General features: G+C 40.8%; 10 protein-coding genes. 9 read left to right on the plus strand and 1 reads right to left on the minus strand.

Translation table 11 applies throughout. The features are described 5' to 3' along the window. Nucleotides 1-257: 257 nt before the first annotated feature. Nucleotides 258-464, minus strand: a complete 207-nt coding sequence (locus tag R7041_RS22140) for a hypothetical protein (RefSeq protein WP_138941976.1) — start codon at nt 462-464, stop codon at nt 258-260. Between the two features lie 134 nt (nt 465-598). Here R7041_RS22140 and R7041_RS22145 point away from each other — a divergent pair, with 134 nt between their 5' ends. From R7041_RS22145 to R7041_RS22185, 9 genes are all read left to right on the plus strand, one after another. Further along, a complete protein-coding gene (locus R7041_RS22145; protein WP_138941975.1) occupies nt 599-1,009 on the plus strand; it encodes a recombinase family protein in 411 nt (136 codons plus the stop codon). 174 nt (nt 1,010-1,183) lie between these two features. Then, entirely contained in the window at nt 1,184-1,693 is a 510-nt protein-coding gene (locus R7041_RS22150; RefSeq protein WP_138953829.1) for a hypothetical protein, read from the plus strand. A gap of 559 nt (nt 1,694-2,252) precedes the next feature. Beyond that, nucleotides 2,253-2,486: a hypothetical protein gene (locus R7041_RS22155; protein WP_138953830.1), complete on the plus strand. Its 234-nt coding sequence runs from the start codon at nt 2,253-2,255 to the stop codon at nt 2,484-2,486. Then, nucleotides 2,479-3,378 carry a site-specific integrase gene (locus tag R7041_RS22160; RefSeq protein ID WP_318114925.1) on the plus strand — a complete coding sequence of 300 codons (900 nt, stop codon included), beginning with the start codon at nt 2,479-2,481 and terminating at the stop codon, nt 3,376-3,378. Before R7041_RS22155 ends, R7041_RS22160 begins: the two co-directional genes overlap by 8 nt. After that, complete coding sequence (locus tag R7041_RS22165; protein ID WP_318128714.1) at nt 3,375-4,025, plus strand: TolC family protein; 651 nt, start codon at nt 3,375-3,377, stop codon at nt 4,023-4,025. Before R7041_RS22160 ends, R7041_RS22165 begins: the two co-directional genes overlap by 4 nt. A 615-nt stretch (nt 4,026-4,640) precedes the next feature. Beyond that, nucleotides 4,641-4,841 (plus strand): hypothetical protein, encoded by a 201-nt coding sequence (locus R7041_RS22170; protein WP_318114927.1) that lies wholly within the window; start codon nt 4,641-4,643, stop codon nt 4,839-4,841. A 312-nt stretch (nt 4,842-5,153) separates the two neighbouring features. Beyond that, the gene (locus tag R7041_RS22175) at nt 5,154-5,771 is read left to right on the plus strand and encodes a hypothetical protein (protein WP_318114928.1); all 618 of its coding nucleotides are present in this window, start codon (nt 5,154-5,156) and stop codon (nt 5,769-5,771) included. A gap of 119 nt (nt 5,772-5,890) precedes the next feature. Beyond that, nucleotides 5,891-6,130 carry a CopG family ribbon-helix-helix protein gene (locus R7041_RS22180; protein WP_001139687.1) on the plus strand — a complete coding sequence of 80 codons (240 nt, stop codon included), beginning with the start codon at nt 5,891-5,893 and terminating at the stop codon, nt 6,128-6,130. Then, nucleotides 6,120-6,404, plus strand: a complete 285-nt coding sequence (locus R7041_RS22185; protein WP_086484181.1) for a type II toxin-antitoxin system RelE/ParE family toxin — start codon at nt 6,120-6,122, stop codon at nt 6,402-6,404. Before R7041_RS22180 ends, R7041_RS22185 begins: the two co-directional genes overlap by 11 nt. Nucleotides 6,405-6,574: the final 170 nt, after the last annotated feature.

Raw genomic sequence — 6,574 nt, forward strand, 5'->3', positions numbered from 1 at the left:
AATGGCTTCAAATCGAAGCAAAGAAGCTCATAATTTAAAGCAACATAACGTTGTGGTGGTGATTATTATTCCTATTATGTTAAACGGGCGAGTTAGCCATTAAAAACAGCCATCAGAACGCCTCAAACGCTCCTAATGAAGATTTTGGACGCTTGATCATGGCAATACACATCCATGCAGCTTTGAAAGTTTGTGACGCTTTCAGAGCGATTTACATAGCAAAATCTAGCGTGCTCATTTGAAACAAAAAACGCCCTCTAAGGGGCGTTTTTGTCATTTTTCTTAGCGAGCTGCTTATCGCACCATGCAATGATCTGCTTGGCCTTTAATGCCATAACACCTACAACCATCATTCCCAATATGTACACCCAAGCCAAAACTGTCACCCAGTTCGGAACGTTGTCACTAATCACGATAAATGGCGCACTGCATGACAGTACTGTAAAAATGGCTCTAACAAACATAAACCTCTCTCTCTTAACACCCAGCTTTACAGTATCACTCCTTTAATATTTCCAAACTCCCCCTAGTAAAACTTAGGCTCATAACATAAAATGTACGGACAAAATAAAACCATAAAATACGGACATATAAAACAATGAAAAAAGACAAAAACGTACGGACAAAAGTAAAAAAATCAGAAAGGGTTGAACTAAGATGCACAAAGGCTTTCAAGGAATCACTTCAAGAAATAGCCGTACATAATGATCTTACAATATCAGCACTAATTGAAAGCATATGTACGGACAAAATAAAAGAATACTTTTCGGACAATTCGAAAGAAATAACACAGAAAAAACCAGCCCAAAAATCAGCAGTAGACGCCCAACCAAAACGTACAGAAAGAAAAGATTACGAGAAAGAAATCTGGCGCATGATGCAGGATGGTGAGACTCCAACCAAAACTGCAGAATGGTTAAATGAAAATGGCTTTAAACCACAACGGGGAGAGAAGTTCACTCTAAACAGCGTTCACTCTATTCGTAGAAGGCTAAAAAGAGAGAAATAACTCAAAGATCGCGCAGCTATATACCTCATCACCCCTAAGATTTACTTGAGAGAGCTAGCCTAACCCTCTCTCAGGTAAGGTAAACATCGATGGCGCAAGTGTTGTCATGACACCCATCATACAAATGCACCTTATTGTATAATCGCCCAATCACATAAAATCACTAGGGTTTACATGAAAAGATTATTTGTAGCTATAGCACTAACTTTTGTAACAGCAGGCTGTTCTAACTTAGGAAAAACATTCGAGACAAGTCCGTTCGTAAGTACAACTGTAATTGAGGTCGCTGAGGCGTTTTCAATGAATTCTTTTGTAACATACGAACCATATGAAGAGCTTGTCGATGAAGAAAAACAAAGAGCTAAAACAGCCTTCTCAAAACCAGACTTCAGCAGAATTCCTAAAAATGGCTATTTAACTGTCAAAATGTCTACGGGAGACATTGACTCAGCGAGTTCTAATTTTTGGCGAGTAGTCATTAAAGATACAGACGGGAACGTTATATTGAATGAAACGGGTGAACCAGGGGTTGCTGATTACACGATCGTTAATGGTGTTACTTCTTGGCATAACCTTTTCGTAGTTGTAGCGCCTGAAAACTTAAAACCTCCATTTGAAGCTTTTGTGATTTATGAACCATCAAATTATAGATGGGGATTCAGAATCACCGAAAATAGAAAATAACCTCCTCCTACCCAACTCAAATTCACTCAGCGCCTCTCCCTGTTTGCTCGCTTCGCATTGCAAAATTGGGAGAGACACTTCGCAAATTTCTCGGACGCTCACGCCCTCGCTAGGTTAGAACTTCGTTTAACCTAGCGAGGGCTTATTCTAAAATGGATTCAAGATTTTCACGCATATTATTTAACGCATACACAAATCGAAATTTGAAAAAACTCTTATTTTTGTGCAAGATACGTCTAACGATGCGAATCAGTTTTATAAGTGTTGCTACTTCGAAAGCAGTTTGTTTTTCCCTGTTCAATCTGAAAATAAACAGAGTATCGAAAGCTCAGCGAGTAGATAAATGTTCACCGGAGCAGTTAATTCCGAGGCGCTAGAAATAGCGAAATACAGTTCTCAACTGGTGAAATGAGACGGTCCTTTGAACGTCACTCAAAGAATAATGGAAATGGAAAACGGTCAGATAATCCTTGTGCCCAATAGCACTCAACTGGCGAATAGGCATTAAGTTGTCGCTGTTCTGAATTGTTCAGAATTGTATGTTCTTACAAGGATATTCATGACTGATTTTGATGTTCAAGGTGAACTTTCTACCCTGAAAGCTCAGACTCAATCCATACGGAAACGCTCCTATTCCGCACGAAAATCACGCCTCGATAAATACACCCATCAACTCTTAGAACTGTATCAAGCAGGCGCAACAGCAGCCGAACTTCAGCGTTGGCTTCGCACCAACAAGCGGATCAAAGTTGCTCACTCCACCGTTCTAAGATGGTTAGAAAAACATGGCTAAATTTGCGAAGAACGTCGATCCCAAAGCCGTTGCTACAAAACAGGCCGCGAACGTTATGAAGCAGATGCAGGGGAAAAACCTCCTTAGCGTTGGAACGGTTCGCAACTACGAAGAACGTCTGACGATGGTAGCCAAACACGCCAATGCCGATTTTAATTGTGGTCTGCGAGATTTAACTGTCGAACAGGCACACCAGTATTTGACCGATAGGGCCACAGAAGTGGGGCAAAAAACCTTAGATATGGAGCGTCAGGCGATTCAATCCATGATGCAAAATGTCACAGGAAAGCTCAGTCAGACGGAAACGCTAGACGTTATCAAATCCGAAAAGCAGCAAATTCTATCCTCCCGTTCTTACACCCCAGAGCAAGCAAAAATGATTGCGGATGCACAAACTGAACGCAATGCTCTCTCAACTGAAATAGCTCACGCAGCCGGACTTCGAGCACATGAACTGAATACCTTGCAACGTATCGATGTACGCACGCCAGATCCAAGACCGGCACTAGAAGAAAAATTCTCAGGTCGAGACGGAATACGTTACACCGTAGAGGGAAAAGGGGGGCTGGTTCGTGAAGTTCTCATTCCCCACCCCCTTGCTGAAAGATTGGAAGATCGCAGACTTAATCAACCAGTGCAGATTACCGATCGAGGTGTGAACTACACCAGTCATTACGACATTAATGGCGGTAATCGTTGGTCCAGTTCTTTCACCACTGCATCAAATCGAGCATTGAATTGGAGTACCGGAGCGCATGGCCTAAGGCATAGCTACGCCCAAGAGCGCATGAGTGAACTGCAAAAAAACATGACCTACGAGAAAGCTCTTGAAGTTGTGTCTCAAGAAATGGGGCATTTCCGCCCTGATATTACGGAGGTTTATCTACGATGAGATGGTTTGTTTTACTTGCCGTACTTGCCGGTATTTTCTGGACAGCGAACTGGAGCTATCACCAAATGGATCAGGCTGTGTTGATCACCGACTATTGGCAAGCTCAAGAAAATCTAGAGCAATGGGGATTAGTTAATTTTGAGGGAAACGAACCCAAAATTTATGCTTTTAACAGCACCAAAGGATATTGGAATATTTTCAAAGGGCTGTGGCCTATCTGGACTTTGTTTATTTTAAGTTTCTTTGTCCTGGTACCACTTTCGATTTACATCTTTAATGGCTTGAATAATGCCCAAATAGCCGCAGCAAAAGAGGCTCAACTTGATGCAGAAGAACGGGTAAATTCTGCATATCAAGAGCAATTATCCCGAGTAAAAAAAGAACTTGAAGGAGAATGGGATAGTTTCCACAAACAAAAAAATCAGGTATTAGAGCGAGAGTCAGCGATTCAAAACAGAGAGCACACCGCTCAACAAATAGAAAAATCCGCAAAAGAACGAGTGGATAACATCGTCGAACAATACAACCAAGAAAAAGACCGATTTGAAGCCGAAATGCTAGATATGGCAAGGGCTAGAGACAACGCACAAGCCGGATATAAAAGAATAAAAATGAAGTTAGATAGGAAAAAAAATCTCTCATTTTAGTAAGTTAGAAAAACAAAAAAGCCGAAGATCTTGCGATCCTCGGCTCTTAGGAAGTATTCTTTAACAGCTCGGAACTGTACTCGAATGACTTGATTTGGCGATCTTCATTCTAGTACAGGTTGGCTAGCCTTGTCACTACCAACAGAAAACCATCCAACGACATTAAACCATTCCGAGACAGCGCAGCTCTTTCAGACGGAGTATTGAAGACGCTTTTTCTGTGACCTGATTGAAATAAAATCGGTAACGGTTAGAGAAGAGATGAAACGAGTTAAATGCATGGTTTTGGAGATTCACCATAGAATCTAGCCCCATACGGTTTGGTCAGCCGGAGAAAATAGACGCTCGATAACTGCGAGGCTCTTACATTCAAGGATGAACGCCATTACCCCTTGAGACAAACTGGATTACCTAAGTCAAATAGACGTAGCAGGGCTTTGACAAGCCCCAAAAAAGATGAGGTAGCTAACGCTCCTGTTTTTTTTGCCATGCATATACGTCTAATATGAATTTTTTATAAAAAATTAAGTCACATACAATGAAAAACGCACCGCAAACATGTCTCTTAAAAGTCCAGTATAATACTAACCGATTAATGTTATCGGGAGATAAAGCATGGACATCATCCTAAAGCTACCAGACCAAGATATTCTTATCACCTCAAACCATTTACCGCTTAAAGGTGAAGAAATCATCTTTGATGATGAATCCTATCGCGCAGAAAAAACTATCTACAAAGTAGAAAATCAAACAATGACGCCAGTAGTTCATTGCATAAAAAAAGGCGCTGGATTTAAGCTCAATAGAGTCTCATAAATGGTTCGCTCTCAGGTGCGTAATCTTCCTACGTGACTCTACAACGAAGAACGGCCCCCAATCGGGAGCCGTTCTTGTGTCTAAATCTCGGTACGTACTAAGTGCCGTTACGGTAAATCGACCACCTACGCACAACGAGAATTACGTAAAATTCAATCCTTCACATTAAGCGACATGTTGCTATCTAACATGCAAACATCGTTTTAAGTTTTTTGAATTTATGTTGACCGTAGAATATTAAACGGTCATAAAACAACGTAAAAAACGGCGTTCCCCGTATAAAACGCGTTAAATGGCAATTTGGGACGGAGTATGAAAAAAGTAATTAGTTGTATTGGAATACTGTTTTTAAGTGGTTGTATAACTACCACAAGCTTAAAAGATACATATGACAATCCGGGTTGGCCTGGCTATATAACAAAGACCGTATCTGAATTTGATAGTAAGTCAGAGATGTTGATGGAGCCTGCATATTTAAGCAATGGTACTTCATTATTTCGTTTAGGATTGCGATGGAACGATAGGTTGAAAGAGAACCAATACATCATTATTGCAGAGTGGGGAGGCGCAAAGAATTTCGACCCCGCTCGCCCTTTAGGTATTAATATTGATGGGGAAATTTCATATCTTCAGCCAATTGATAAATCTCAATATGGAGTAGTTTCTCAGAAAACAGCAACATCAAATGGATTAGTGAATACTTCTATCAATATGGGAAATCAAACACACAAGCAATATTGGGTGTCAATAGATACACTAAATAGCATAATTAACGCACAGAAAGTAGTCGTACGTGTTGAGCTACTCGACACTTATTGGGAAGAGCGACTAGAGCCTACAAAAGACGCTCTACCTATCTATCAAAAGTATCCGTATATTTGGGCAAAGGCTGGCTTCAAAAAATTTGTAGATAGCGTACAAGCCATTTAACTGTTTAAGAGTGATTCGCAACGCTTAGCATAATATTTTCGGTGCAGGTTATTCCTATTATGGTAAATCCTCCCTCTTGTATTACAATGCATACAACGCAATACAAGAGGGAGACCACCATGCCATCTATGTCGGTAAGAATTCCTGACGATATCGAGCAAAAGTTAACGCAGCTTGCTGAATCAACAGGCAGAACAAAGTCTTGGATAACAAACCAAGCTATCCAAGATTACTTAGAGCGTGAGCTTTGGCAGATAAATGAAATTAAAGAAGCTCTTAGTGAAGCTGATGCAGGTCATTTTGCTAGTGCAGATGATGTGAAAAGTGCTTTCTCTAAGTGGGGTGTGAATGCAGATTAAATGGCTAAAAAAAGCGTTAATCAATTTAGAGCATTCAGCTGAATACTTGCAGGAACAAAACCCTCAGTCAGCAAGGGACTTTGTTAAAGAAGTTCACGAACTAACAGAACTCCTGAAAGCAAACCCAGCAATGGGACGACCAGGGAGAGTGTTCGGAACAAGAGAACTAATCTTGCAAAAGTTTCCTTACTTAATACCTTATCGAGTCAAAGATAATCGCATTGAGATACTAAGGGTGTTCCCTACACGCATGAATCAACCAGATTTTTGGTAACTCAATAACGAAGAAAGGCTCCCCATCAGGAGCCTTTCCTTGTAAGTGGTCTTCGGTTCGCACAAAGTGACGTTACGTTAAATCGACCACCTACGCACAACGAGTGTTACGTTAAATTACTCATTACTTTCTTTTAAACCAAAGCAGTCCCACTCTATCAGCAATCGACT

The organism is Vibrio sp. 1751 (assembly GCF_033339895.1).
Lineage (GTDB): Bacteria > Pseudomonadota > Gammaproteobacteria > Enterobacterales > Vibrionaceae > Vibrio > Vibrio alginolyticus.

Coding starts and splice junctions, on each gene's coding strand:
- R7041_RS22140 (WP_138941976.1), bottom strand. CDS start 464: ATGTTTGTTAGAGCCATTTTTACAGTACTGTCATGCAGTGCGCCATTT.
- R7041_RS22145 (WP_138941975.1), top strand. CDS start 599: ATGAAAAAAGACAAAAACGTACGGACAAAAGTAAAAAAATCAGAAAGG.
- R7041_RS22150 (WP_138953829.1), top strand. CDS start 1,184: ATGAAAAGATTATTTGTAGCTATAGCACTAACTTTTGTAACAGCAGGC.
- R7041_RS22155 (WP_138953830.1), top strand. CDS start 2,253: ATGACTGATTTTGATGTTCAAGGTGAACTTTCTACCCTGAAAGCTCAG.
- R7041_RS22160 (WP_318114925.1), top strand. CDS start 2,479: ATGGCTAAATTTGCGAAGAACGTCGATCCCAAAGCCGTTGCTACAAAA.
- R7041_RS22165 (WP_318128714.1), top strand. CDS start 3,375: ATGAGATGGTTTGTTTTACTTGCCGTACTTGCCGGTATTTTCTGGACA.
- R7041_RS22170 (WP_318114927.1), top strand. CDS start 4,641: ATGGACATCATCCTAAAGCTACCAGACCAAGATATTCTTATCACCTCA.
- R7041_RS22175 (WP_318114928.1), top strand. CDS start 5,154: ATGAAAAAAGTAATTAGTTGTATTGGAATACTGTTTTTAAGTGGTTGT.
- R7041_RS22180 (WP_001139687.1), top strand. CDS start 5,891: ATGCCATCTATGTCGGTAAGAATTCCTGACGATATCGAGCAAAAGTTA.
- R7041_RS22185 (WP_086484181.1), top strand. CDS start 6,120: ATGCAGATTAAATGGCTAAAAAAAGCGTTAATCAATTTAGAGCATTCA.